The sequence below is a fragment of the Mesocryomonas lacus genome (assembly GCF_055730135.2).
The window spans coordinates 20,429-43,663 of record NZ_JBUZWE020000005.1 but is presented as its reverse complement, the minus strand read 5'-3'; the positions used below and the strand labels follow the sequence as shown (position 1 = coordinate 43,663).

At 66.6% G+C, this 23,235-nt stretch carries 22 protein-coding genes, 1 tRNA gene and 3 pseudogenes; 10 read left to right on the top strand and 16 right to left on the bottom strand.

Features of this window, described 5'->3' with window-relative positions; genetic code table 11:
• Positions 1-75: 75 nt before the first annotated feature.
• A complete protein-coding gene (locus ACZLZY_RS09385; RefSeq protein ID WP_472933266.1) occupies positions 76-1,269 on the top strand; it encodes an MFS transporter in 1,194 nt (397 codons plus the stop codon).
• A gap of 183 nt (positions 1,270-1,452) precedes the next feature.
• Complete coding sequence (locus tag ACZLZY_RS09380; RefSeq protein ID WP_472933265.1) at positions 1,453-1,959, top strand: cupin domain-containing protein; 507 nt, start codon at positions 1,453-1,455, stop codon at positions 1,957-1,959.
• 10 nt (positions 1,960-1,969) lie between these two features.
• On the opposite strand, the gene glnT is transcribed toward ACZLZY_RS09380, so the two are convergent.
• The 4 genes from glnT to ACZLZY_RS09360 all read right to left on the bottom strand — a co-directional run bounded on the left by glnT (position 1,970) and on the right by ACZLZY_RS09360 (position 6,332).
• The gene (glnT, locus tag ACZLZY_RS09375; RefSeq protein ID WP_472933264.1) at positions 1,970-3,277 is read right to left on the bottom strand and encodes a type III glutamate--ammonia ligase; all 1,308 of its coding nucleotides are present in this window, start codon (positions 3,275-3,277) and stop codon (positions 1,970-1,972) included.
• A gap of 85 nt (positions 3,278-3,362) precedes the next feature.
• Complete coding sequence (locus ACZLZY_RS09370) at positions 3,363-4,691, bottom strand: FMN-binding glutamate synthase family protein (RefSeq protein ID WP_472933262.1); 1,329 nt, start codon at positions 4,689-4,691, stop codon at positions 3,363-3,365.
• A 10-nt stretch (positions 4,692-4,701) separates the two neighbouring features.
• The gene (locus tag ACZLZY_RS09365) at positions 4,702-5,388 is read right to left on the bottom strand and encodes a GltB/FmdC/FwdC-like GXGXG domain-containing protein (RefSeq protein WP_472933260.1); all 687 of its coding nucleotides are present in this window, start codon (positions 5,386-5,388) and stop codon (positions 4,702-4,704) included.
• Between the two features lie 35 nt (positions 5,389-5,423).
• Positions 5,424-6,332, bottom strand: a complete 909-nt coding sequence (locus ACZLZY_RS09360; protein ID WP_472933258.1) for a class II glutamine amidotransferase — start codon at positions 6,330-6,332, stop codon at positions 5,424-5,426.
• A gap of 311 nt (positions 6,333-6,643) precedes the next feature.
• On the opposite strand from ACZLZY_RS09360, the gene ACZLZY_RS09355 reads away from it, so the two are divergent.
• Positions 6,644-7,327: a glutathione S-transferase family protein gene (locus ACZLZY_RS09355; RefSeq protein WP_472933257.1), complete on the top strand. Its 684-nt coding sequence runs from the start codon at positions 6,644-6,646 to the stop codon at positions 7,325-7,327.
• A 16-nt stretch (positions 7,328-7,343) separates the two neighbouring features.
• Here the strand turns inward: ACZLZY_RS09355 and mgtE are convergent, their stop codons facing one another.
• The 3 genes from mgtE to ACZLZY_RS09340 form a co-directional block, all read right to left on the bottom strand.
• Positions 7,344-8,795 (bottom strand): magnesium transporter, encoded by a 1,452-nt coding sequence (gene mgtE, locus ACZLZY_RS09350; RefSeq protein WP_472933256.1) that lies wholly within the window; start codon positions 8,793-8,795, stop codon positions 7,344-7,346.
• Positions 8,796-8,951: 156 nt separating this feature from the next.
• Positions 8,952-9,632, bottom strand: a complete 681-nt coding sequence (locus tag ACZLZY_RS09345; protein ID WP_472933255.1) for an HAD-IA family hydrolase — start codon at positions 9,630-9,632, stop codon at positions 8,952-8,954.
• A gap of 181 nt (positions 9,633-9,813) precedes the next feature.
• Positions 9,814-9,898 (bottom strand) — tRNA-Leu (locus ACZLZY_RS09340).
• A gap of 143 nt (positions 9,899-10,041) precedes the next feature.
• Here ACZLZY_RS09340 and lipB point away from each other — a divergent pair.
• The gene (gene lipB / locus ACZLZY_RS09335; RefSeq protein WP_472933254.1) at positions 10,042-10,800 is read left to right on the top strand and encodes a lipoyl(octanoyl) transferase LipB; all 759 of its coding nucleotides are present in this window, start codon (positions 10,042-10,044) and stop codon (positions 10,798-10,800) included.
• A 3-nt stretch (positions 10,801-10,803) separates the two neighbouring features.
• On the opposite strand, the pseudogene ACZLZY_RS09330 reads toward lipB, so the two are convergent.
• From ACZLZY_RS09330 to ACZLZY_RS09315, 4 genes and pseudogenes are all read right to left on the bottom strand, one after another.
• Positions 10,804-11,073 (bottom strand): annotated as a pseudogene (locus tag ACZLZY_RS09330) (acyl-CoA carboxylase biotin carboxyl carrier protein subunit); the annotation flags it as partial.
• An 18-nt stretch (positions 11,074-11,091) separates the two neighbouring features.
• Positions 11,092-11,397, bottom strand: a pseudogene (locus ACZLZY_RS09325) (hypothetical protein); the annotation flags it as partial.
• Between the two features lie 44 nt (positions 11,398-11,441).
• Positions 11,442-12,804, bottom strand: a pseudogene (locus ACZLZY_RS09320) (acetyl-CoA carboxylase biotin carboxylase subunit); the annotation flags it as partial.
• Positions 12,805-12,999: 195 nt separating this feature from the next.
• Positions 13,000-13,980 (bottom strand): DMT family transporter, encoded by a 981-nt coding sequence (locus tag ACZLZY_RS09315; RefSeq protein ID WP_472933253.1) that lies wholly within the window; start codon positions 13,978-13,980, stop codon positions 13,000-13,002.
• Between the two features lie 33 nt (positions 13,981-14,013).
• Between ACZLZY_RS09315 and ACZLZY_RS09310 the strand changes: the two genes are divergently transcribed.
• The 5 genes from ACZLZY_RS09310 to ACZLZY_RS09290 all read left to right on the top strand — a co-directional run bounded on the left by ACZLZY_RS09310 (position 14,014) and on the right by ACZLZY_RS09290 (position 16,983).
• Positions 14,014-14,499 carry a YaiI/YqxD family protein gene (locus ACZLZY_RS09310; RefSeq protein WP_472933252.1) on the top strand — a complete coding sequence of 162 codons (486 nt, stop codon included), beginning with the start codon at positions 14,014-14,016 and terminating at the stop codon, positions 14,497-14,499.
• 172 nt (positions 14,500-14,671) lie between these two features.
• On the top strand, positions 14,672-15,484 hold the full coding sequence (locus ACZLZY_RS09305; RefSeq protein ID WP_472933251.1) for a cytochrome b/b6 domain-containing protein: 813 nt from the start codon (positions 14,672-14,674) through the stop codon (positions 15,482-15,484).
• Complete coding sequence (locus ACZLZY_RS09300) at positions 15,484-16,263, top strand: molybdopterin-dependent oxidoreductase (RefSeq protein ID WP_472933250.1); 780 nt, start codon at positions 15,484-15,486, stop codon at positions 16,261-16,263. Before ACZLZY_RS09305 ends, ACZLZY_RS09300 begins: the two co-directional genes overlap by 1 nt.
• Before the next feature lie 79 nt (positions 16,264-16,342).
• Positions 16,343-16,576, top strand: coding sequence for a DUF433 domain-containing protein (locus tag ACZLZY_RS09295; protein ID WP_472933249.1), 234 nt, complete (start codon positions 16,343-16,345; stop codon positions 16,574-16,576).
• A 5-nt stretch (positions 16,577-16,581) separates the two neighbouring features.
• Positions 16,582-16,983 (top strand): hypothetical protein, encoded by a 402-nt coding sequence (locus ACZLZY_RS09290; protein ID WP_472933248.1) that lies wholly within the window; start codon positions 16,582-16,584, stop codon positions 16,981-16,983.
• 15 nt (positions 16,984-16,998) lie between these two features.
• On the opposite strand, the gene ACZLZY_RS09285 is transcribed toward ACZLZY_RS09290, so the two are convergent.
• Entirely contained in the window at positions 16,999-18,531 is a 1,533-nt protein-coding gene (locus tag ACZLZY_RS09285) for an acyl-CoA carboxylase subunit beta (RefSeq protein ID WP_472933247.1), read from the bottom strand.
• A 428-nt stretch (positions 18,532-18,959) separates the two neighbouring features.
• Between ACZLZY_RS09285 and ACZLZY_RS09280 the strand changes: the two genes are divergently transcribed.
• The gene (locus ACZLZY_RS09280) at positions 18,960-20,102 is read left to right on the top strand and encodes an acyltransferase family protein (RefSeq protein WP_472933246.1); all 1,143 of its coding nucleotides are present in this window, start codon (positions 18,960-18,962) and stop codon (positions 20,100-20,102) included.
• A 3-nt stretch (positions 20,103-20,105) separates the two neighbouring features.
• Here the strand turns inward: ACZLZY_RS09280 and ACZLZY_RS09275 are convergent, their stop codons facing one another.
• From ACZLZY_RS09275 to crcB, 4 genes are read right to left on the bottom strand one after another with little or no spacing between them, the layout of a single operon-like run.
• Positions 20,106-20,906, bottom strand: a complete 801-nt coding sequence (locus ACZLZY_RS09275; RefSeq protein WP_472933245.1) for an ATP12 family chaperone protein — start codon at positions 20,904-20,906, stop codon at positions 20,106-20,108.
• Positions 20,907-20,937: 31 nt separating this feature from the next.
• Complete coding sequence (locus tag ACZLZY_RS09270; protein ID WP_472933243.1) at positions 20,938-21,633, bottom strand: HAD-IA family hydrolase; 696 nt, start codon at positions 21,631-21,633, stop codon at positions 20,938-20,940.
• Between the two features lies 1 nt (position 21,634).
• Complete coding sequence (locus ACZLZY_RS09265; protein ID WP_472933242.1) at positions 21,635-22,621, bottom strand: RluA family pseudouridine synthase; 987 nt, start codon at positions 22,619-22,621, stop codon at positions 21,635-21,637.
• Between the two features lie 37 nt (positions 22,622-22,658).
• Positions 22,659-23,039 (bottom strand): fluoride efflux transporter CrcB, encoded by a 381-nt coding sequence (gene crcB / locus ACZLZY_RS09260; protein WP_472933241.1) that lies wholly within the window; start codon positions 23,037-23,039, stop codon positions 22,659-22,661.
• Positions 23,040-23,235 lie beyond the last annotated feature (196 nt).

Here is a 23,235-nt window from a genome sequence, read left to right as displayed (position 1 = left end):
GGTTGCTACCGCAAGGCCATCAGACCGCACCGCTCCGCCATCGCGTGGCGCAGCGGGGGCGAAGGGAAGCAGGGCATGTCGACGATCGCAATTGCTCCAGCGCGGGCTGGCACGGCCACGCTTTCCATTCTCCTCGCGGTCAGCGGCTGCCACCTGCTGAACGACGTGATGCAGTCGCTGCTGGCCTCGCTCTACCCGCTGCTGAAGGCAAACTACGGCCTGGACTTCGTGCAGATTGGCCTGTTGACCATGGCATTCCAGGTGACGGCCTCGCTGCTGCAGCCGGCCGTCGGCGTCGTCGCAGATCGCTGGCCGATGCCCTACGCCCTGCCCGTCGGCATGGCCAGCACGCTGGTTGGGCTGGTGCTGCTCGCGCATGCCGGCAGTTTCGCCATGCTGGTCTGCGCCGCGTGTCTGGTGGGTCTCGGATCGTCGATTTTCCATCCCGAGGCGTCGCGCGTCGCCCGGCTGGCCTCCGGGGGCCGGCACGGCTTTGCGCAATCGCTGTTCCAGCTGGGCGGCAATGCGGGAACGGCGGTGGGTCCCTTGCTCGCCGCCTTCATCGTGCTGCCCTACGGCCAGGAAAGCATCGCCTGGTTCGCTGGCATCGCGCTCACCGGGATGATCATCCTGACCTGGACGGGCCGCTGGTACGCCGCGCACCGGCGCACCCATGCCGGCCGGCCCGCCGCAAGCCGCGCTCTGCCGCTGCCGAGAGGCGACGTCCTTCTGGCGCTGGGCATCCTGATCCTCCTGACCGCCACCAAGAACGTCTACATGGCGAGCTTCTCGAGCTACTTCACCTTCTACACGATCGATCGCTTCGGGCTCAGCGTCCGCGACGCGCAGCTGATGCTGTTCCTGTTTCTCGGCGCGGCGGCGGTCGGCACCTTTGCCGGCGGGCCGATCGGCGACCGGTATGGCGCGCGCTTCGTGATCTGGTTCTCGATCCTCGGCGTCATCCCGTTCGCGCTGATGCTGCCCTATGCGAACCTCTTCTTCACCGGCGTCCTGAGCATCACCATCGGCCTGATCCTCGCCTCGGCCTTCCCGGCCATCGTCGTCTTCGCACAGGAACTGCTGCCGGGCCGGGTCGGCCTCGTCGCCGGCATCTTCTTCGGCTTCGCGTTCGGCGCCGGCGGGCTCGGCGCCGCGCTGCTCGGCACGATCGCCGATACCAACGGCATTGGTTTCGTCTACCAGGTGATCTCTTATCTGCCGATCCTCGGCGTCGCGACGGTCTTCCTGCCGAAGCTCAGACGCTCTTGAGCCGATCGTCCGGGGACCCACCTCGCCGTACACTGTGGAGCGCCGGTCCGGGTAAACATGCCGCGGCAAGCCGTCCTGCGCAGGGCACGATGCGCAATCCGGTTCGCCGCGGCCGGGAAAACGTGAGAGCATCCACGCTACCGCGGCGCCCGTTCTAATCGCAGCATGCCGAAGGAGATTTCGATGAGCGACGATCAAAGTCACCCGCACCCGCAGCTGAACGACGAGCCGCGCTGGAAGCACGATGGCATTCGCGTGATCAAGGGCGATGCGCTGGACGCCAACACCCCGCAGACGCCCGGCATGTTCCGCCAGGCGGCGATCAACGCCGCCCGCGTCGGTGCGCAGAAGATCTGGGCGGGCACGGTGAGCATTGCGCCGGATGCCAAGACCGGCGTCCACCATCACGGTGCGCTGGAAAGCGTGATCTACGTCGTCAGCGGCAGAGCGCGGCTGCGATGGGGCGACCGGCTGGAGTTCGTCGCCGAGGCCGAGCCCGGCGACTTCATCTTCGTGCCGCCTTTCGTGCCGCATCAGGAGATCAACGCCGACCCCGCGCAGCCGCTGCAATGCGTCCTTGTGCGCTCCGACAACGAGGCCGTGGTCGTCAACATCAGTGATGTCGACCCGGTGGAAAAGCCGGAGGAAGTCTACTGGGTCGACCCGATCCACAAGCACCCGGCAAGCTGAAGCGGCGGCATTAGACGTCGAGCGCGGACTCGCGCTCCCAGGCGGTAAAGTGGCTGCAGAAGCTGGTCCACTCGCCGTGCTTCAGTTTCAGATAGGCGGTGGAGAAGGCGGATCCCATCGCCTGCTGCAGGCCCTCGTCGGCCTCGAAGGCCCGTAAGGCGTCGAGAAGGTTCAGCGGCAGTTTCGGCGCACCGGTGACGGTATGGCCGTCGCGGTACATGTCGATGTCGTGGTGCGGGCCGGGATCGGCCGCCATGCGGATTCCGTCGAGGCCGGCGGCGAGGATGATGGCCTGGAGGAGATAGGGGTTCACCGCCCCGTCCGGCAGGCGCAGCTCGAAGCGGCCGGGTCCAGGGACACGGACCATGTGGGTGCGGTTGTTGCCGGTCCAGGTGACCGAGTTCGGCGCCCAGGTGGCGCCGGAGATGGTGCGCGGGGCGTTGATGCGCTTGTAGGAATTAACGGTCGGATTGGTGACCGCGGCGAGCGCCGAGGCGTGCTGCATGATGCCGCCCAGAAACTCCCGCCCCTTGGCCGACAGGCCGAAAGGCATCGCCTTGTCGGCGAAGGCGTTGACCGTGCCGTCGCTATTCCAGACCGAGACATGGCAGTGGCAACCATTGCCGGTCAGCCCCTCGAAGGGTTTCGGCATGAAGGTGGCGCGCAGGCCATGCTTCTCGGCGACCGACTTCACCATGAACTTGAAGAAGGAGTGCTTGTCGGCGGTGGCGAGCGCGTCGTCATAGGCCCAGTTCATCTCGAACTGGCCGTTCGCGTCCTCATGGTCGTTCTGGTAGGGCTCCCAGCCGAGTTCCAGCATGGCGTCGCAGATCTCGGCGATGACGTCGTAGCGACGCATGACCGCCTGCTGGTCGTAGCAAGGCTTGCCGGCCGTATCGTATTCGTCGGAGATCCGGTCGCCCTTCGGCGTGATCAGGAAGAACTCCGCCTCGACGCCGGTCTTCACCCGCAAGCCCATCGCCCCCGCCTCGCCCACCAGCCGTTTGAGGACGACGCGCGGCGCCTGCTCGACCGGGGCGTCCTCCATGACGCAGTCGGCGGCGACCCAGGCGACGTCCCTCTTCCAGGGGAGCTGGATCACCGAGGACGCGTCGGGCACGGCGAAGAGATCGGGATGGGCGGGGGTGAGGTCGAGCCAGGTGGCAAAGCCCGCGAACCCCGCCCCGTTCGCCTGCATCTCGGCGATCGCCTGCGCCGGCACCAGCTTGGCGCGCTGGCCGCCGAACAGGTCGGTATAGCTGATCATGAAGTACTTGATGCCGCGCTCGGCGGCGTAGGCGGAGAGATCGGTGGTCATGGCGGTCCCCTGGATCGGCTGCGGTGGGCGGAGGGACGGTGGTCCGGTCGCTCCCCCCGAAGCGGCCGGCCGCCGGTTCGAAGCTCTAGAAATTCCCCTTGCCGGGGATCCAGCTGGTGCCGGCGAGCGGCACCTGCGCCATCGCCGAGGCCTCCAGCGTCAAGGCGCAGAGGTCTTCGGGCTCGAGATTGTGCAGGTGGTTCTTGCCGCAGGCCCGGGCGATGGTCTGCGCCTCCAGCGTGATCACCTTCAAATAGTTGGCGAGGCGCCGGCCGGCCGCGACCGGATCGAGCCGCTGCGCGAGCGCCGGATCCTGCGTGGTGATGCCGGCGGGATCCTTGCCCTCGTGCCAGTCGTCATAGGCGCCGGCGGTGGTGCCGAGCGCGTTGTACTCCGCCTCCCATTTCGGATCATTGTCGCCGATGGCGACAAGTGCCGCGGTGCCGATGGCGACGGCGTCGGCCCCCAGCGCCAGCGCCTTGGCGACATCGGCCCCGTTGCGGATGCCGCCGGAGACGATCAGCTGCACCTTGCGGTGCATGCCGAGGTCCTGCAGCGCCTGCACCGCCGGCCGGATGCAGGCGAGAATCGGCTGGCCGACATTCTCGATGAACACGTCCTGCGTCGCCGCCGTGCCGCCTTGCATGCCATCGAGCACGACGACGTCCGCCCCCGCCTTCACCGCCAGCGCGGTGTCATAGTAAGGCCGGGCACCGCCGACCTTGATATAGATCGGCTTCTGCCAGTCGGTGATCTCGCGCAGCTCGAGGATCTTGATCTCGAGGTCGTCCGGCCCGGTCCAGTCGGGATGGCGGCAGGCCGAGCGCTGGTCGATCCCCTCCGGCAGGTTGCGCATGCGGGCGACGCGCGGCGAGATCTTCTGCCCGAGCAGCATGCCGCCGCCACCGGGCTTGGCGCCTTGCCCGACGACGATCTCGATCGCATCGGCGCGGCGCAGATCCCGCGGGTTCATGCCGTAGCGAGACGGCAGGTACTGGTAGACCAGCACCTCGGAATGGCCGCGCTCCTCGTCGGTCATCCCGCCGTCGCCGGTGGTGGTCGAGGTGCCGGCGAGCGTCGCACCGCGGCCGAGCGCCTCCTTGGCATTGCCGGACAGAGCGCCAAAGCTCATGCCGGCGATGGTGATCGGCGTCTTCAGGTGGATCGGCTTCTTGGCGAAGCGCGTGCCGAGCACGACCGAGGTATCGCAGCGCTCGCGATAGCCCTCAAGCGGATAGCGCGACATCGACGCGCCGAGGAACAGGAGGTCGTCGAAATGCGGCAGCTTGCGCTTCGAGCCGCCGCCGCGGATGTCGTAGATGCCGGTCGCCGCTGCCCGGCGGATCTCGGCCAGCGTGTGGTCGTCGAAGGTGGCGGACTTGCGCGGCGGCGTCGGCGGGTTCTGGTAGCTCATGAAGGTTCCCTCAGTACGCGTCGGCATTGTCGATGTTGAAGGTGTAGAGCGTGCGGGCCGAGCCGTAGCGCCTGAACTCGCCGGCGCTGGCGCCCTCGACGCCAGCCTTGGCGAGGAGATCCTCGAGGACGGCGAGGTGCTCAGGCCGCATCTCCTTCTCGATGCAGTCGGCGCCGAGGCTCTTGACGCTGCCGCGGACGAACAGCCTGGCCTCGTAGAGGCTGTCGCCGAGCGCCTCGCCGGCATCGCCAAGGACGACGAGGTTGCCCGACTGCGCCATGAAGGCCGACATGTGGCCGATCGAGCCCTCGACGACGATGTCGATGCCCTTCATCGAGATGCCGCAGCGCGAGGCGGCGTTGCCGCGGATGACGAGAAGGCCGCCGCGGCCGGTGGCGCCAGCATATTGCGAGGCATCGCCCTCGATGACAACGGTGCCCGACATCATGTTCTCGGCGACTCCCGGCCCGGCCGAGCCGCGCACCGTGACGGCGCCGCCATCGTTCATGCCGGCGCAGTAGTAGCCGACGGAGCCTTCGACGGTGACCGTCACCGGCGCATCGATGCCGACTGCCACCGAATGGCTGCCGCGCGGGTTGATCACCTCGAACGCAGTATCGTTGGCGCCAGGCGCGAGGTCATGGAGCGCCTGGTTCAGGTCGCGCAGCGGCGTGACCGCTAGGTCGAAGACGGGCATGGCAGATCCTTGAAACGCGCGGGGCAGAAAGAGGCTCAGGCGGCCGTGCGGTGATCCCAGAAATAGACCGTGGCCGGCTCGGGCTCCCAGACGCGGGCGGTCTCGATGCCCGGCAGGTCGACCAGTGCCCGGTATTCGGAGCCGAAGGCGACGTAGCGGTCGGTCTCGGCCATCACCGCCGGCTTGCAGGCAATAGGGTCGCGCAGAACGCCGAAGCCGGATTTCGTGCCGACGACGAAAGTGAAAAAGCCGTCGAGATCGTCGAGCGCCGAGGTCAGCGCCTCGCCGAGGTCCTTGCCCCTTCCCATCTCGGCGGTGAGGTAGGCGGCGGCGACCTCGCTGTCGTTCTGGGTCTCGAAGGTCATGCCCTCCTGCACCAGCGTGCGGCGGAGATTGTTGTGGTTCGACAGCGAGCCGTTGTGGACGAGGCACTGGTCGGCACCGGTCGAGAACGGATGCGCGCCCATGGTGGTGACGGCGGATTCGGTGGCCATGCGGGTGTGGCCGATGCCGTGGGTTCCCGCCATCCCGGCTACGCCGAAACGGGAGACGACGTCCCGCGGCAGCCCGACTTCCTTGTAGATCTCGACGCTGTCGCCGGTCCCCATGACGCGAAGCGTCGGCGAAAACTGCCTTAGCGCCTCTCGGACCGGACCGAAATGCAGGTGATCGAGCGTCACGACGGCGTGCGAGCTCTTGCGGATCAGGCTTGCCGTCCCACCGGTCAACTCGGCGAGGCGTGCCTGCAACGCCGGAAAGTCGGCGTCCGGCCGCGCCGACTGCACGGTGATCTTCGCCATCCCGTCCGCGGGCGCGCCGTAGATGGCGATACCGGCGGAATCCGGGCCGCGGTCGGTCATCGTGACCAGCATGGCCGAGAGAAGGCCGCCCAGCTGCGGCTCCAGCGCCTTGTCCTTCAGGAACAGTCCGACGATGCCGCACATGACCAAGCCTTTCCGCCGGTTCGATCCCCAAGGTATGGCAAATCAGGGCAGAGAGTTCAACTGGTAAGAAAGACTGTTTCCTCTGAAGAGATACGCTGATCGCTTCCATGGCGGTGAGGCTGAGCTCACGCTTTCACAGACATCGCCGAACTACGCCGCCCCCCCCTCGCGCAGAAGGTCGCCGCCCCCCCGGTTTGCGCCCGAAAGGCAGTAGCCCAAACAACGTGTTCTAGACTCCGGATCATCTCCCGTTGCAGGGATGGAGCCACCCGACCGAAGGATGCCCACGGGACCCCACGGAGAAGACGCCAATGCTCGCGCTTTACATCGCCAACAAGAACTACTCGTCCTGGTCGCTGCGGCCCTGGGTGCTGATGAAGACGCTGGGCATTTCCTTCGAGGAGCGGATGCGGCCCTTCGCCTATGGCCCGGACGCCCCGCCCCGCGACTTCTCTCCGACCGGCAAGGTTCCGTGTCTCGACGATGGCGGCCTGCTGGTCTGGGATTCGCTGGCGATCTGCGAGTACCTTGCCGAGAGCCATCCCGCCGTCTGGCCGGCGGACCGGGAGGCCCGCGCGTTCGCCCGCTCGGCAGCGGCCGAGATGCATTCGGGTTTTTCGGCGCTGCGGAATGCCTGTCCGATGAATGTCGGGCTGACGGTCAGCCTGCCCTCACCCTCCGCCGCGGTCACCGCCGATCTCGCCCGGCTGTCGGCGCTCTGGAACGAGGGACTGTCGCGTTTCGGTGGACCGTATCTCGCGGGCGAGCGCTTCACCGCCGCCGACGCCTTCTTCGCGCCGGTCGCCTTCCGCATCAAGACCTTCGGCCTCGTCATCACCGGCGCCGCCGCCGGTTACGCGCCGACGCTCCTCGACCTGCCGGCCATGCGCGACTGGACGGCGGCGGCCGAAGCGGAAACCTTTCGCGAGGAAGGGCACGAGGATGAGATCCGCGCCGTCGGACCCTGGACCAAGGACCGCCGCGCCACAGCGTAAGCCGGCGGCGGCAGCGTCAGCTGCCGCCGATGCCAAACCACCAGGCGGCAAGGCCCAGGAAGGCGAAGAAGCCGACGACGTCGGTGACCGTCGTCACGAAGGTCCCTGAGGCGATGGCCGGGTCGGCGCCGACCCGGTCCAGCACCAGCGGAATGAGGATGCCGGCGAGCGCGGCGGCGATCATGTTGATGATCAGGGCAAGGCCGATGACCTGCCCGAGCCCGGCATTCTCGAACCAGAGACCGGCGACGACACCGATAATCACCGCAAAGACGACGCCGTTGATGAGACCGACCAGGAGCTCCCTGCGCACCACCCGTCCGGCGTTGTAGATGTCGATGTCGCGCGTCGCGAGCGCGCGCACCGCCACCGTCATGGTCTGCGTTCCCGCATTGCCGCCCATCGAGGCGACGATCGGCATCAGCACGGCCAGCGCCACCATCTGCTCGATGGTCGCGTCGAAGAGGCCGATAACCAGCGAGGCAAGAATCGCGGTGCCGAGGTTGATGAACAGCCAGAGAAAGCGCGAGCGCACCGTCGTCAGCACGGTGTCCGACAGCTCCTCGTCGCCGACGCCGCCGAGCCGCAGGAGATCCTCCTCGGCCTCGGCCTGGATGACATCGACGACGTCGTCGATGGTCAGGATGCCGACGAGACGCTCGTTCTCGTCGACCACCGCGGCGGACAGGAGATCGTACTGCTCGAAGATCTGCGCGGCTTCTTCCTGGTCCATGCCCGCCGGGATCGCATGGCGCGTCTCGTGCATGATTTCGTCGATCGTCTCCGGCCGGCGGGCGCGCAGGATCCGGTCGAGATCGACGGCGCCTTGCAGCTTGAAGGAGGGGTCGACGACGAAGATCTGCGAGAAATTGTCGGGCAGGCCGTCCTCTTCGCGGAGGTAGTCGATGGTCTGGCCGACCGTCCAGAACGGCGGCACCGCGACGAACTCGGTCTGCATGCGCCGGCCGGCCGATTCGTCCGGATATTCCAGCGCCCGGCGCAACCGGACGCGCTCGCGGAACGGCAGCTGGTCGAGGATCTCCTTGCGGTCGTCCTCGTCCATGTCCTCGAGGATGTAGACCGCGTCGTCCGAATCGAGCTCACGCACCGCCTCGGCGATCTGCGCGTTCGGCATCGCGCCGACGATCTGCAGGCGAATCGCCTCGTCGACCTCGGTGAGCGCGGTGTAGTCGAACTCGTCGCCCATCAGGCGGACGAGGGACTGGCGATCGTCCTGGCTCAGATGCTCCAGGAGGTCGCCGAGCTCGGACTCGTGCAGCGAGCCGACGTCCTGCTTCAGGTGCTCCGCATCATCCCTCGACAGCGCTTCGGTGACGCTGTGCAGGAAGCCCGAATCGAAGTCGCCGTCGGCGTCGTAGATCTCGCGACGCGCCTCGCCAGTCTCGGGGACCGCGACGCCTGGGATGCGGGCGTCCAGCGCGTCGCTCTCGGGCTTCAGCTCAGCCATGGCCGCCCTCCTGACGCCGCTTGCAAATCAGCTTGGGCTTAGAACATGGCAACCGAAATAGGAAACCGCTTTTCCGCTTCCCGGCGAGAAGCGTTCAGAACACTCGCGGCAGGCTGGAAGCAAGGCCGTGCACAGTGCTTCCAGCGCTCTCCGGCGCTAGGCGGCTGGCGCGGTGCCGGCCTCGATGGTGAGATCGCCATCCGCGCCGACGGAGACGGAGAGGCCGGTATAGTCGAGGCTCCAGTTTTCCCCGCCGAGGGCCTCCGGCTTCAGCATGGAGGCGATGACGAGAACCGGGGAACCGGCGGCCTTGCCGGCGGCGATGCCGGCCGGGGCGTCTTCGAAGACGATCGCGTCGGCCGGCGCGACGCCGAGCCGGCGGGCAGCCTCGAGATAGCCTTGCGGGTCCGGCTTGCCCTTCGTGACGTCCTCGGCGGTGATGAGAACATCCGGCGGCGTGATGCCAGCGGCCGCGAGGCGGATGCGGCAAAGATCGAGGTCGGCAGAGGTGACGATGGCCCAGCGGTCGGCGGGAATCGAGGCGAGGAAGGCTGCGACGCCCGCAATGGCGACGATTCCCTCGACGTCCTCGCGCTCCTGCCGGCTGAGTTCGGCGGCGACAGCGTCGGGATCGAGCCCGGGCGGGCAGACCTCGCGCACGGTGTCGATCATCCGGCGGCCGTGCGCGACGGCGATGATCGCCTCGCCGTCCATGCCGTTCTCCTCGCCCCACTGCCGCCAGATCCGCTCGAACACGGCGGCCGACAGGAGGAGCGTGCCGTCCATGTCGAAGATCAGGGCTTTCGCCCGCAGGGGATGCTGGAAATGCGAGGCCAAACTCTCGTCCTTTCGCCGGCAGCCGCCTGGCCGCTCCGAACAGGGCGACGCACCCTCATGCACGCCGGCCCGAAATGCAGAAAGCCGGGGTCGTGAGACACCCGGCTTTTCTGTTGCACTGGCATTCCGGTTGGTAGACCGGAATGTACCGAACACTTCGAGTTTTCCCGTCAGAGAAAACTGGTGCGGCCGAGAAGACTCGAACTTCCACGGGTTGCCCCACAGCGACCTCAACGCTGCGCGTCTACCAATTCCGCCACGGCCGCACACCGTGTTCACCGCTCGTTTCCGACCGGCTGCGGGCATGTAACAAACCCCCGGCACGGGCACAAGCCGAATTACGCAGCTTCTTGGATATTCGTCGCGACGGCCTGCTTTTCCCCAGCCGCCACGATCGCTAGATAGAGGCATGGACGCTCTTCCCCTGCCCGCCTCGCCGCGCCTCAATGTCGAAGCCCGGCAGTTTCATGCGATTGCCGGCGCGCCGCCGGTGGAATGGCTGATCTTCGACGGCCTGACCGGCTATGAAGACGCCGTGGCCTTCATGGAGGCCCGTGTGGCGGGAATAGCTTCAGGCGCGGCGCCGGAGACGGTGCTGCTGGTCGAGCACCCGCCGCTCTACACCGCTGGCACCAGCGCAGACGCCGGCGACCTCGTCGATCCCCAGCGCTTCCCCGTGCATGCGAGCGGCCGAGGCGGCGAATACACCTATCACGGGCCCGGACAGCGGGTGGCCTATGTCATGCTCGACCTGAAGCGCCGGCGGCAGGACGTGCGCGCCTTCGTCTCGGCGCTGGAGAACTGGATCATCGGAACGCTCGACGGCTTCCAGGTGCGCGGCGAGCGGCGCGAGGACCGGGTCGGCGTCTGGGTGCGGCGGCCGGACCGGCCGCTGATGCCGGATGGCGGGATGGCCGAGGACAAGATCGCCGCGATCGGCATCCGCCTGCGCAAATGGGTGACGTTCCACGGCATCAGCCTCAACGTCGATCCCGACCTCGACCATTTCGGCGGCATCGTGCCTTGCGGTGTCCGCGTCCACGGCGTCACCAGCCTCGTCGATCTCGGCCTGCCGGTGTCGATGCCGGATGTGGACCGCGTCCTGCGTGAGAGTTTCGAGGACGTGTTCGGGGCGACGGTCGACGTGCCTCTTGCTGGCGACGTTTGAGAATCAGGCGAATTCCATGATCACCGCGTCGACCGCCAGCGTATCGCCGGCGGCGGCGCGGACCGGACCGACGACGAGATCGCGCTCGGCGCGCAGCACGTTCTCCATCTTCATCGCCTCGACGACGGCGAGCGTCTCGCCTGCCTTCACCGCCTGCCCTTCCGCCACGAGAATCGAGACGACGAGCCCGGGCATCGGGCAGAGCAGGAGTTTCGACGTATCCGGCGGCAGCTTGACCAGCATCAACCGGTCGAGCGCGGCAACGGCGGGCGACAGGGTGCGGGTGAGGATCCAGAAGCCGTCGATGAGGATGGAAACACCCTTCGGCGAGGTTCGGACCTGCGCGTAGACCGGAACGCCGTCGAGTTCGAGCGCGACATGGCCCTCGCCGTGGACCGGCCGGCCGGCAAGGAGCATGGCGACGCCATCGACCGTCAGCGCCAGCGCCGCGCCATCCGAAGGGCCCGCCAGCTGCACGGCGACATAGGTGCCGTCGATATTCACCTCGAAGGCCGAAGCCCCCGCCCCGGCCGGCCGCAACCGGTCAGCGTGGCGGGCCAGACGCTGCTGCTCGGTGATCTCGATGGCGACGGCCAAAGCAGCCGCGCGGCGGCGGGCGGCATCACCGAGCGGCGGACGGGAGAAACCTTCTGGGTACTCCTCGGCGATGAAGGCGGTCGACAGCCGCCCTTCCTGCCAGCGGGGATGGCGCATCAGCGCCGAGAGAAACGGAATGTTGTGCGCGATGCCGCCGATCTCGAATCGCTCGAGGGCAGCGATCATCGCCCCGATCGCGCCTTCCCGAGTTTCGGCATGGGTGCAAAGCTTGGCGATCATCGGATCGTAGAACATGGAGATCTCGGCGCCCTCGGTGACGCCGGTATCGTTGCGCACCGTCGCCTCGCCGAGCGCCCCCTCGGCTGGAGGGCGGTAGCGGGTCAGCCGGCCGATCGAGGGCAGGAAGCTGCGGAACGGGTCCTCGGCATAGATCCGGCTCTCGACCGCCCAGCCATCGAGGCGGACGTCGTCCTGGGTCAGGCGCAGCGTCTCGCCGGCGGCAACCCGCAGCATCTCCTCGACGAGGTCGATGCCGGTGACGAGCTCGGTGACAGGATGCTCGACCTGCAGCCGCGTGTTCATCTCGAGGAAATAGAAGTTCCGATTGGCATCGACGATGAACTCGACGGTGCCAGCGCTCTGGTAGTCGACCGCCTTGGCGAGCGCGACGGCCTGCGCCCCCATGGCGGCGCGCGTCGCGGCGTCGAGGAATACCGAGGGCGCCTCCTCCACGACCTTCTGGTTCCGGCGCTGGATCGAGCATTCGCGCTCGCCGAGGTGGATGACGTTGCCATGGGCGTCGCCGAGCACCTGGATCTCGATGTGACGGGGGTCGACGACGAACTTCTCGACGAAGAGCCGGTCGTCGCCGAAGGAGGACGCGGCTTCCGACCGGGCCCGCTCGAATCCGTCGCGGCACTCGGCCTCGTTCCAGGCAATGCGCATGCCCTTGCCGCCACCGCCGGCGGAGGCCTTCAGCATCACGGGGTAGCCGATACCGTCGGCGATCCCCACCGCTTCGTCGGCATCGGCGATGACGCCGAGATGGCCGGGCACGACGCTGACGCCGGCGGCCTTGGCGAAAAGCTTCGACTGGATCTTATCGCCCATGGCCCGGATCGCCTTGGGCTTCGGGCCGATGAAGACGATGCCTTCCGCTTCCAGGCGTTCGCAGAACTCGGCGTTTTCGGAGAGGAAGCCGTAGCCGGGATGGACCGCCTCGGCGCCGGTCTGCCTGCAAGCCTCCAGGATTCGTGCGCCGAGAAGGTAGCTCTCGGTGGCCGGCGACGCGCCGATGTGGACCGCCTCGTCCGCCATCTCGACATGCAGCGCGTCCGCGTCGGCGTCCGAATAGACGGCGACGGTGGCAATCCCCATCCGCCGCGCGGTCTTGATCACGCGGCAGGCGATTTCGCCGCGGTTGGCGATCAGGATCTTCTGGAACATGGACTTTCTCCGGCGCGGCACGACCGGACAAGTTCTGGCCGGTCGCTCGGCGCTCGGCAAGTCGGACCAAAGTTGCGAGACGCTGCTCGGGGCTGAGACTGTACCAAAAAGCGTTGCTTGCCGAAGCCGAAAGTCGTCAGGGCGCCTCTTATCTAACATCAGTAGACTTCTCGAGGCCGCTAATAGAAAACAGCTTTATGGCAGCGTCGATGGGAACAGCGGCGTTGCATCACCGGCTTCATCGAGGTCCCGCCGACGGACAATGCTTTCGCGCCAGACGATGTAGATGCCGGAGGCGATGATGATCGCGATGCCCAGCCACTTCATCGCATCCGGGAAATCGCCGAACAGGACGAGGCCGAAAAGCGTGGCGGTGACGATCTCGAAATAGCCGAAAGGCGCCAGCACCGAGCCCGGCGCCATGCGGTAGGCGTAGCCGAACATCAGATGGCCGACCATGCCGACGAGTCCGATCAGGAAGAGAAGACTCCAGCTGAGCCAACCGACCGGCATCACCATCGTCAGTTCCGGCACCGCGAGCCAGGCGCCGGTGGCGAGAACGGCGCCGAGGAAGAGCGTGCCGCCGATGCCGGCGTAGAAGTGCATGGAGAGCGGCGAGCTGCCGCGCGACAGCTTTCGCCCGAGCACCAGGTAGACGGCGACGCAGACGGCGCTGAGCGCCGGCAAGGTGGCGATGGGTCCGAGCACGGCAAAATTCGGGCGGATGACAATGACGGCGCCGATGAAGCCGGTGAGGACGGCAAGCGAGCGGCGCCAGCCGATCGTCTCCTTCAGCATCAGCGCCGAAAGGAGCGTGATGACCATCGGCTCGACGAAGAAGATCGCGATGGCATCGGCGATCGGCATCGCGGTCAGCGCCTTGAAGAACAGGTAGCTGCCGAAGGCCAGCAGCACGCCGCGAAAGAGGTTCAAGGCGAGATCGCTCGGCCGCAGCCCGCCGATGCCCTCCTGCCAGAGCAGCAGCGGCAGCGAGAGCAGCGCCTGCAGGGCGAACCGCACGAAGGCGATCTCGACGGCGGGCAGCCCGTGGTTCTCGCCGAGATATTTCGCCGACGCGTCGAGCACCGGCAGCAGCAAGGCGGCCAGCGTCACCAGAAGGATGCCGAGCTTGATCTCGGACGGCGTGCTGTCGGGAATCGCGGGGGAAACGGCCATGCCCGACCATGGCAGAACGCTTAAGGGGCGGCTATGTCAGAACCAGCCCACAAGGAACCCGCCGACGTGACCATTCTCTACATCGACGCCGATGCCTGCCCGGTGAAGGACGAAGCGCTGGAGATCGCCGAGCGGCATGGCGCGGAATGCGTGCTGGTGTCGAACGGCGGCATGCGACCGTCGCGCTATCCCTCTGCCCGCATCGTCACAGTCACCGCTGGGGCGGATGTCGCCGACGACTGGATTGTCGAGCAGGCGGTACGCGGCGACGTCGTCGTCACCGCCGACATTCCGCTGGCCGCCCGCGCTTTGGAGAAAGGCGCGCTGGTGCTGAACTCTAATGGCCGCGACTTTACGCCAGAGAGCATCGGCACGGCGCTGTCGATGCGGGCCTTCAGCCAGCATTTGCGCGAGACCGGCGAGAGCAAGGGCTACAATGCCGTGTTCACCCCCGCCGACCGCTCGCGCTTTCGCCAGAGCCTCGACCGGTCTCTGAGGAATGCCGCTCGAAGCACCTGATTAAAATGGCTGAAACGCGATTGGGGACAGGCGCCTAGGCCCGCGTCGGCGCTGGCCGCACACGAAATCGTAAACGGGCTCCTTGGCTTGTGACGGCGCCCTGCTTGACGCTGATCGCCGGTTGCGATCATGACAAGAAGGGCAGCAAAAGGTCTGCCGGAGACCTTCGAGCATGGCCACAAGACCCAAGGGACCCCTGGTCTACAAGCAATTCCTCAGCACGCGGGTGACGCACTGGCTGTGGGCGATCTGCCTGTTCTTCCTGCTGCTCTCCGGCCTGCAGATCTTCATGGCGCGGCCGGACCTCTATCTCGGCATCCAGTCAGGCTTCGGCTTCGACAATTCCTTTCTGACCATCGGCGCCGGCTTCGACGGGCCGAACATGCGGGGCGTCACCGAAATCTTCGGCTACCGCTTCGACACCACCGGCTGGCTCGGCGCTATCTGGGTCGACGGCAATCTCGAGGGCAAGACCTTTCCGGGCTGGATGACCATCCCCTCCTACCGCGACCTTGGCACCGGGCGCGTGGTGCATTTCTTCTTCGCCTGGATTCTGGTCGCGACGCTGCTGGTCTGGCTGGTGGCGAGTCTCGTCAACGGACACTTCCGCCGCGACGTGGTGCCGACGCCGACCGATCTGCGGCAGCTGCCGCAGGACGTCGCCGACCACGCACGGCTGCGCTTCCACCACGGCCGGAGATACAACGTCCTGCAGAAACTGTCCTATGCCGGCGTGCTGCTGGTGGCACTGCCGTTGATGATCCTGACCGGGCTCACGATGTCGCCGGGCATGAACGCCTTCGCGCCTTGGCTGGTCGACGTCTTCGGCGGCCGCCAGACGGCCCGCACGATCCACTTCCTGGTGATGCTGGCGCTCGTCCTGTTCTTCGTCGTTCACATTCTCATGGTGATCGCCGCTGGCCCCCTGAACGAGCTGCGCTCGATCGTCACCGGCTGGTACCGCACCGATCCGGAGGCAAAGTAATGGCCGCCCTGCAGCTTTCCCGCCGCCGCTTCCTCACCGGCTCTGCCGTGGTCGCCGCCGCTGCGCCGCTCAGCGGCTGCTTCGATATTGCCGGCCGCAGCGATGTGCGCAGCGTGCTCGAATACGCCAATTCGCTGACCTACCGGGCGCAGCGCCTGCTCCTCGGCAGCGACAACCTCGCCACCGAGTTCTCCGAGAGCGAGATCCGCCAGCCGCAGCGCCCGAACGGCTCGACCGATCCGCAGGACGAGGCCTACCTCACGCACGTTTCCAACAATTACAAGGACTATCGCCTGTCCGTTACCGGGCTGGTGGAGAAGCCGCTGAGCCTGTCGCTGGACGAAATCCGGGCGATGCCGGCGCGAACCCAGATCACCCGGCACGACTGCGTCGAGGGCTGGAGCTGCATCGCCAAATGGACGGGCACGCCGCTCGGCCCCATCCTCGACGCCGCCGGCGTGAAGCCCGAGGCGCGCTTCGTCGTCTTCCACTGCTTCGACAGCTATGGCGTCAGCTTCACCGGGCCGGTGCAGTTCTACGGCTCGATTGATCTCGTCGACGCCCATCATGCCCAGACGATCCTCGCCTACGGCCTCAACGGTCAAACGCTGCCGGTCGCCAACGGCGCGCCGCTGCGCGTGCGGGTCGAGCGCCAGCTCGGCTACAAGATGTCGAAATACATCGCCGGCATCGAACTCGTCGACAGCTTCGCCGGCTTCGGCTCCGGCCGCGGCGGCTACTGGGAGGACAACGGCTACGACTGGTTCGCGGGAATCTAAGCATCGCGCAGCTTGATTTGAAACGGCTGCCCTCAGGGCGTAGGTTCAAGGGAAGGTTCAACATTCCCGGAGAACTGCCATGGATCAGCAGCCGAGCCTGAACGATCTCCTTACCGCTGATCCCGAGATCATGGGCGGTGCGCTTGTCTTTCGCGGCACGAGGGTGCCGGTCGAAGTGCTTTTCGAAAACCTCGCGGACGGGATGACCGTCGATGAGATCCTGGAAGACTACGAGTCGCTCTGCCGCAGCGATGTGATCCGGGTGCTGGAGCTGACGTCGTCCGCCCTCATCCGGCCCGCTGCCGCGGCATGAAGGTAATGCTCGACGAAGGCGTGCCGCGCCGTCTCGTCCCGGCGCTCACAGACCTCGGCATCGATGCGAGCCGCTTCCCGCGTGAGTGGTTCGGCATTCGGAACGGGCAGTTGATTGCCCTGCTTGAGAGGCTCGGCTTTTCAGTTCTTCTGACCAACGACAAGAACATCGCGAGCCAGCAGAACCTTTCCGGCAGAGGCCTGGCAATCGTCGCGCTTCCCCATAACAGGCAGCCCGACATCCTCGGACGGGCCGACGACATAGCCGACACAATTCTGCGGGCCCGGCCAGGTCAGCATGTCCTGATGGCATGGGACGGCAGCCGAACGGTGATCGAGGTCGTGGACGGCCGGGCCGTCCAAACGCCGATGCCGCCAGTCGGGCCGTTCAGGCGCGATCGCAGGTAACGCCCCACTATCCCCTCACAGCGGGATGTTGTCGTGCTTCTTCCAGGGGTTCTTCAAATCCTTGTTGCGCAGCATGGCGAGCGCGCGCGAGACCCTTCTGCGGGTGGAGTGCGGCAGGATGACCTCGTCGACATAGCCGCGCTCGGCGGCGACGAACGGCGAGAGGAAGCGGTCCTCGTAGGCCTTGGTGAGGGCGGCGATCTTGTCGGTGTCGGCGAGGTCGCGGCGGTAGATGATCTCGACCGCGCCGCGCGCGCCCATCACCGCGATCTGCGCCGTCGGCCAGGCATAGTTGACGTCGCCGCGCAGGTGCTTCGATGCCATCACGTCATAGGCCCCGCCGAAGGCCTTGCGGGTGATGACGGTGACCTTCGGCACCGTCGCCTCGGCATAGGCGAACAGCAGCTTCGCGCCGTGCTTGATGAGCCCGCCTTGCTCCTGCGCCGTGCCGGGCAGGAAGCCGGGCACGTCGACAAAGGTGACGAGCGGGATCGAGAAGCAGTCGCAGAAGCGCACGAAGCGGGCAGCCTTGCGCGAGGCGTCGGAGTCGAGGACGCCAGCCAGCACCATCGGCTGGTTGGCGACGACGCCGACGGTGCGCCCCTCGATCCGGCCGAAGCCGGTGACGATGTTGGCGGCGAAGGCCTCCTGGATCTCAAAGAAGTCGCCCTCGTCGAGCGTTTTGCGGACCAGCTCCTTCATGTCGTAGGGCTTGTTGGCACTGTCCGGGATCAGCGTGTCCAGCGACAGGTCGATCTCGGTCGCCGACTGGGTGAACGGCAGTTCGGGTACCGCCGCGGTGTTGGAGGCCGGCAGGAAGTCGACGAGGCGGCGCATCTCGAGCAGCGCCTCGACATCGTTGTCATAGGCGCCGTCGGCGATCGAGGATTTGCGCGTGTGCACCGAGGCGCCGCCGAGTTCCTCGGCAGTCACGGTCTCGTTGGTGACGGTCTTCACGACGTCGGGGCCGGTGACGAACATGTAGCTGGTGTCGCGGACCATGAAGATGAAGTCGGTCATCGCCGGCGAGTACACGTCGCCGCCGGCGCAAGGGCCCATGATCACCGAGATCTGCGGGATGACGCCGGAGGCCAGCACGTTGCGCTGAAAAATCTCGGCATAGCCGCCGAGCGCGGCGACGCCCTCCTGGATGCGCGCGCCGCCGGCATCGTAGAAGCCGATGATCGGCGCCCGGTTGCGCAGCGCCATGTCCTGGATCTTCTGCACCTTCTCGGCGTGCGCTTCCGACAGCGAGCCGCCGAAGACGGTGAAATCCTTGGCGAAGACGAAGACGGTGCGCCCGTTGACCGTGCCCCAGCCGGTGACGACGCCGTCGCCGGCGATGCGGCTCTCCTCCATTCCGAAATCGGTAGAGCGGTGCTCGACGAACATGTCGAACTCCTCGAAGGAGTTCTCGTCGAGGAAGACCGCTAGGCGCTCGCGCGCCGTCAGCTTGCCCTTGGCATGCTGGGCCTCGATCCGTTGCGCGCCACCGCCCTGGCGAGCGCGCTCGCGGCGGCGTTCGAGTTCGACGATGACGTCCTTCATGGCAGAGCCCCAGCAGTTAGACTCCGTCGGTCTAGCATGGGCCTCAAGGGCCCGGAACGGGGCAGCAGCCTCGCTGGATCTCTACTTTCGGCCTACTGATCGATTCAAATGGGCACGCCTTTGCGCCAGATCCACGCTGATGCGGGCACAAGAAGATCGGCGCATTCTCTCGCGATCTCAAAGACTTGCACCGGAGAGCATCAATGGCGCGGAGATCTTTGGGGTAACGAAACGAGCCAATTCGCAACTTTGGGCTGGCCATGTCGCACTGCAGCAATTAGTAATTAGACCTTGTCATTATCTTGGTCTTCGTCCGTAGAGCGGACGAGGCGAGGTGTTCGGGGGCACGCCTGTCCCCCACTCCGGAACAAACCCTGCAGGAGCCGCGACCGGGTCTTGCATGGGCGTCAGATGTGAAAGGCGCACCCATGAGCGCGATTGCCGCTTCCGGCCTGCCGAAATCCACGCCGAAAATTCGGTCGTCGTTCTCCGACCGGATCCGCATCGCCCGTGCGATGTGCATCGTCTGCATGACCTTCGTGCACGTGCCGCAAGGCGTCGCCGACAACGTCTATCTCCGCAGTGCGGGCGCCTTCGACATCTTCTACTTCTTGATGACCAGGATCATCGGCCTCAGCTCGGTGTCGCTGCTGAGCCTAGTGTCCGGCTATCTCATCGTGTCGACCTACAGCAAGCTCGGGGCCCGGCAGCTGTATGCGTCGAAGTTCAAGACGCTGGTCGTGCCGCTGGTCGCATGGAACCTCGTGATGTTGGCGCTGCTGGTCGTCTACGGCATCCTCACCGGCAAATGGGACAACCTGCCGGATCTAACGCCGCTGGGCCTTGGCAATGCGCTTCTGGCGCTGACCGAGTGGCCGGCGGTGGTGCCGCTTTGGTTTCTGCGGGATCTCTTCGTCTGCGTTCTGCTGGCGCCGGTGGTGCTGTTCGGCCTTCAGCGCAAGCCTCTGGCGACGATGATCGCACTCCTGGCCTTCACCATGCTCGGCGATCCGCTGATGATCCTGCAGCGGCCCTCGCTGTTGCTGTTTTTCGCGGTCGGCATGTGGGTGCGGGTGGCAGGAAATGACGAGGCGGCCATCGACCGCATGGCCCGTCCGCTCTCCTGGGGCCTCCTCGTAATGGCCGCCATCTACCTCACTCTGCGCATCGACCGCGTCCCGATCGGCGAGATGAACGATAGCCTGCGCACAAGCCTCGATATCCTGTTGAGAATCACGATGGCCGCGGCGTTCTGGCGTCTGACGGAATGGGTGCGCAGGTCATCCTTCGCCGGCTTCTGCACCTGGCTCGAACCCTATACGTTCTTCATCTTCTGCAGCCATGCCATCCTGTTCGAGTTCAGCGGCATCGCCTTTCGCCGGGTGTTCGGCAATTACGGTGACGACCTGTTCCTGGCGACCTTCCTCACTCTGCCGATGCTGGCGGTGGTCAGCGCGGTCGTGGGACTTCAGGTTATCGCCTGGTCGAGGCCCCTGCTCGCGGCCTTCAACGCCGGGCACGGCGCGCCGCCGCTGTCGGGCTCCGACGGGCTCGAACCGCGGCGGACTTAAGGCTTAGGCCGCTCGGCCGACCTTCAGCGCTGCGAGTACCTCGGCGGCGGTGCGCATGTCGGCGAAGCGGTTGGCGCGGCGGGCCTCGGCTTCGGCGTCGGTGCCCCAGAGGCCGATGTTCCAGTCCTCATCGACATGCGCGGCGGCCCAGGTCTCGTCGAGGTCCAGATGGCCCTCGGCAAAAGCGTAGGGCAGCAGCGCCGAGCCGGTCAGCGTCGTCATCTGGTGCAGCGCGGCGACCACAAACGGATGCTCGACCGCATCGATCCACGCACGGAAAGCCGCTATGGAGGATGGCGGCTGGGCGACATGCATCACCCCCTCGGCCAGCAGGAAGCGCGCGCCGAGCCGGCTTTCGGCGTAGGCGACCACCGGATCCCACAGCGCGCGCTGGCGCTCGACCAGCCGGTCGGGATAGCCGGCGCGGTAGTAGAGCATGTCGGTCTCGACATAGCCGGCGAGATCGGCGCGCACGCCCGCTGTGTCGTCGGCGACACCATCGATGACCGTGCTGGCGAGGCGGGTCATCGGCATCGTGGCGGGGTCGATCCGTTCGCCCTGCGCCGCCCATTCGGCTGCCAGGATTTCGGCAAGACGCTGCGCCGGAACGATCAGCGGCCGCCGCAACGGCGTGCGCAGCGTCCGGCCGTCGAGCAGGACAGTGAACCCGCCCTCGCCCGGTGAGCTCGGCTCGCCCGGTGAGCTTGGCTCGCCCGGAGCGCTCGCCTCGACCGCGGAGACGGTGACGTCCGTGTAAAAGCGCTTCGGCAGCTCGGGGCGGCTGATCTTCGGGGTATCGGACATCGGGTCTTCTCAGGCGGTCAGGGGAACGGGATCAGGCGAAGGCCGCCTGATCGGGCGACCAGCGTCCGTCGATCCAGGCGTCGAGGAGCGCGGCGAGATCGGGAACGTCGGCGGCAATGCGGGCGGCACCAGCATCCAGCAGCATTTCCGGCGAGGCGGCGCCCCAGGGCACGCCGATCGCCTCGGCGCCGGCGGCGAGCGCCATGCCGATGTCGTGGATGGCATCGCCGACGACGATCGTCGCGGCCGGATCGATGCGGAGCTCGGCGCAGCACTCCAGCACCATCGCGGGATGCGGCTTGGATGGGCAGTCATCAGCCGTGCGGATGGCCTTGAACATGCCCTCCAGCGCATGCGCCGACACCACCGCATCGACGCCGCGCCGGGTCTTGCCGGTGACGAGACCGAGCCGGACATCCTTGCGGCGAACCAGATCGTCCAGCATTGGCTTGATGCCGGCAAACAGCGCCTCGCGAAACGCCGGATCCTCCCGGGTGGCGCGGAAGTTCGTGCGGTAGCTCGCGACCATCGCCTCGATCAGCGCTGGCGGCGCCGTTGGTGCGAGATCCTGGATCGCCGTGTGCAGCGACAGGCCGATGATCGCGCGCGTCGCGGCATCCTCAGGCGCAGCAAGGCCGTGCTCGAGGAAGGTCAGCCGCATCGCCTCGCAGATCAGGCCGAAACTGTCCGCCAGCGTACCGTCGCAGTCGAAGAGGACGAGCTTCATCTCAGTCACCGGTCTGCGACTCGTCGAAGCCGAAGAGGTTGAAGGTCTGCACCATGTGCGGCGGCAGCGGCGCCATCTGCTCGATCACGCCGCCATCGGGATGCGGGATGGCGATGCGCCGGGCGTGGAGGTGCAGGCGCTTCTGCACGCCGCCGGGATAGTCCCAGTTGGTGTCGTGCTCGAAGTATTTGGGATCGCCGAGAATCGGGATGCCGATATGGGCGGCATGGACGCGCAGCTGGTGGGTGCGGCCGGTATAGGGCTCGAACTCGACCCAGGCGAAGTTCTGTGCGGCCTGGTCGATGACGCGGTAGTTCGACAGCGCGTGGTCGGCGCCGCGGTCGCCGTGCTTGGCGACGCGCATGCGGTCGCCGTCCGGCGTCTCCTCCTTGACGAGGTAGGTCGAGATCCGCCCCTCCTTCGGGACCGGCACGCCCTTAACGATCGCCCAATAGGTCTTCTTGGTGTCGCGCTCGCGGAACATCTTGGTGAGGAACACCGCAGCGCTCCGCGTGCGGGCGACGACGAGGACGCCGGAGGTGTCGCGGTCGAGCCGGTGGACGAGCCTCGGCTTCTCGCCGCGCTTGTTGCGCCAGGCCTCCAGCATGTCGTCGACATGGCGGGCGATGCCCGAGCCGCCCTGCACGGCAAGGCCGGCGGGCTTGTTGAAGACGAGCACCTTCTCGTCCTCGTAGATCAGCATCTGGCGCAGGACGTCGTCGTCCTCGCGGCCCTTCATCAGGTTGGTCGTCAGCGGCGCGGTCTTGCCGCGCGCGGCGTCCGCGCCGATCGGCGGGATGCGCACCATCTGGCCCGGCGCGATGCGCGTGTCCGACTTCACCCGGCCGCCATCGACCCGGACCTGGCCGGAGCGCAAGAGCTTCTGCAGGTGGCCGAAACCGAGCCCGGGATAGTGCAGCTTGAACCAGCGGTCGAGGCGAAGCCCCGCTTCGTCCTCTTCGACCTTTATCTGTTCGACCACCGCCATGCGCTTAACACCTTCTTCGTTAGCCCTGCAGATAGCATCAGGCGAAGTTTCGCGCGAGACCGAGACCGAGAAAGAGCGCGGCAAGGCCGAGAATGAGCGTCACGGCGACATAGACGAAGCTCGAAACCAGCTCGCCGCGCTCCCAGAGCACCGCCGTGTCGAGGGCAAAGGACGAGAAAGTGGTGAAGCCGCCGAGCACGCCGGTGGCGATCAGCAGACGCAGATCGGTCGATCCGCCGAAGCGCCGCGCGAGGATCTCGATGAAGACGCCCATGACGAAGGCGCCGACGAGGTTGACGATCAGCGTGCCGTAGGGAAAGCCCGGACCGAAGAGGCGCAGGCTGGCCACGCCGACGAGGTGACGGGCGACGGAGCCGACGGCACCACCAACGGCGACGAGGATGATTTGGCGCAGCATGGAGTGGTTCTCGGGGTTTTGGGCGGGCGAGGTTTAGCGGCTGATCGCGGGGCTGTCGAACGAAGGGAGGGGGTTGGGGAGTGGGAATTGCGGCTGCCCCCCTAGCTTTGCCATCCCGGACTTGATCCGCTGGGAACGGTATCGCGGTGGACCTCTCCGCTTTGTCACTCTAACCTATGGTTTAGGTATCCGGGGT

Coding starts and splice junctions, on each gene's coding strand:
- mgtE (WP_472933256.1), bottom strand. CDS start 8,795: ATGGCTGAGCTGAAGCCCGAGAGCGACGCGCTGGACGCCCGCATCCCA.
- ACZLZY_RS09270 (WP_472933243.1), bottom strand. CDS start 21,633: ATGAAGCTCGTCCTCTTCGACTGCGACGGTACGCTGGCGGACAGTTTC.
- ACZLZY_RS09360 (WP_472933258.1), bottom strand. CDS start 6,332: ATGTGCGGCATCGTCGGACTGTTCCTGAAGGACAAGGCGCTGGAGCCG.
- ACZLZY_RS09295 (WP_472933249.1), top strand. CDS start 16,343: ATGGATCAGCAGCCGAGCCTGAACGATCTCCTTACCGCTGATCCCGAG.
- ACZLZY_RS09370 (WP_472933262.1), bottom strand. CDS start 4,691: ATGAGCTACCAGAACCCGCCGACGCCGCCGCGCAAGTCCGCCACCTTC.
- crcB (WP_472933241.1), bottom strand. CDS start 23,039: ATGCTGCGCCAAATCATCCTCGTCGCCGTTGGTGGTGCCGTCGGCTCC.
- ACZLZY_RS09285 (WP_472933247.1), bottom strand. CDS start 18,531: ATGAAGGACGTCATCGTCGAACTCGAACGCCGCCGCGAGCGCGCTCGC.
- lipB (WP_472933254.1), top strand. CDS start 10,042: ATGGACGCTCTTCCCCTGCCCGCCTCGCCGCGCCTCAATGTCGAAGCC.
- ACZLZY_RS09305 (WP_472933251.1), top strand. CDS start 14,672: ATGGCCACAAGACCCAAGGGACCCCTGGTCTACAAGCAATTCCTCAGC.
- glnT (WP_472933264.1), bottom strand. CDS start 3,277: ATGACCACCGATCTCTCCGCCTACGCCGCCGAGCGCGGCATCAAGTAC.
- ACZLZY_RS09280 (WP_472933246.1), top strand. CDS start 18,960: ATGAGCGCGATTGCCGCTTCCGGCCTGCCGAAATCCACGCCGAAAATT.
- ACZLZY_RS09300 (WP_472933250.1), top strand. CDS start 15,484: ATGGCCGCCCTGCAGCTTTCCCGCCGCCGCTTCCTCACCGGCTCTGCC.
- ACZLZY_RS09380 (WP_472933265.1), top strand. CDS start 1,453: ATGAGCGACGATCAAAGTCACCCGCACCCGCAGCTGAACGACGAGCCG.
- ACZLZY_RS09265 (WP_472933242.1), bottom strand. CDS start 22,621: ATGGCGGTGGTCGAACAGATAAAGGTCGAAGAGGACGAAGCGGGGCTT.
- ACZLZY_RS09365 (WP_472933260.1), bottom strand. CDS start 5,388: ATGCCCGTCTTCGACCTAGCGGTCACGCCGCTGCGCGACCTGAACCAG.
- ACZLZY_RS09385 (WP_472933266.1), top strand. CDS start 76: ATGTCGACGATCGCAATTGCTCCAGCGCGGGCTGGCACGGCCACGCTT.
- ACZLZY_RS09275 (WP_472933245.1), bottom strand. CDS start 20,906: ATGTCCGATACCCCGAAGATCAGCCGCCCCGAGCTGCCGAAGCGCTTT.
- ACZLZY_RS09310 (WP_472933252.1), top strand. CDS start 14,014: ATGTCAGAACCAGCCCACAAGGAACCCGCCGACGTGACCATTCTCTAC.
- ACZLZY_RS09290 (WP_472933248.1), top strand. CDS start 16,582: ATGCTCGACGAAGGCGTGCCGCGCCGTCTCGTCCCGGCGCTCACAGAC.
- ACZLZY_RS09355 (WP_472933257.1), top strand. CDS start 6,644: ATGCTCGCGCTTTACATCGCCAACAAGAACTACTCGTCCTGGTCGCTG.
- ACZLZY_RS09315 (WP_472933253.1), bottom strand. CDS start 13,980: ATGGCCGTTTCCCCCGCGATTCCCGACAGCACGCCGTCCGAGATCAAG.